The sequence below is a fragment of the Pseudomonas sp. MWU16-30323 genome (assembly GCF_020515595.1).
GTDB classification, from domain to species: domain Bacteria; phylum Pseudomonadota; class Gammaproteobacteria; order Pseudomonadales; family Pseudomonadaceae; genus Aquipseudomonas; species Aquipseudomonas yamanorum.
Window position 1 is genome coordinate 1 of the sequence record NZ_JAIWYM010000095.1, and the last position, 490, is coordinate 490.

The window sequence follows — 490 nt, forward strand, 5'->3', positions numbered from 1 at the left end:
CAAATCGCCGGCACCGTCCCGGCCCGCGTCACCAGCCCCCAGGCCCACGATCCTTACGGCCACATCGACATCGAAGGCCGCTACAAGGTCAACTTCCTGTTCGACCGCGACACCTGGAAACCCGGCGAAGAAAGTGTGTGGCTGCGCCTGGCCCGCCCGTATGCCGGCGACACCCACGGCCTGCACCTGCCGCTGATCCCGGGTACGGAAGTGGCGATCGCCTTTGAGCAAGGCGACCCGGACCGACCCTACATCGCCCATGCGTTGCACGACAGCCAGCACGAAGATCACGTGACCTTGCGCAACTACAAACGCAACGTGCTGCGTACGCCGGCGAATAACAAACTGCGCATGGACGACACGCGGGGGCAGGAGCACGTCAAGCTCAGCACGGAATACGGTGGGAAAAGTCAGCTGAACCTTGGGCATTTGGTGGATGCCAGGAGGAAAAAGCGTGGGGAGGGGTTTGGTGGATGCCAGGAGGAAACCT

Annotated in this window: 1 protein-coding gene; it reads left to right on the forward strand. The window is 62.7% G+C overall.

From position 1 onward, the window contains the following. A partial coding sequence (gene vgrG / locus LIY45_RS30600) for a type VI secretion system tip protein VgrG (RefSeq protein ID WP_226478732.1) occupies positions 1–490 on the forward strand: 490 nt, incomplete at both ends.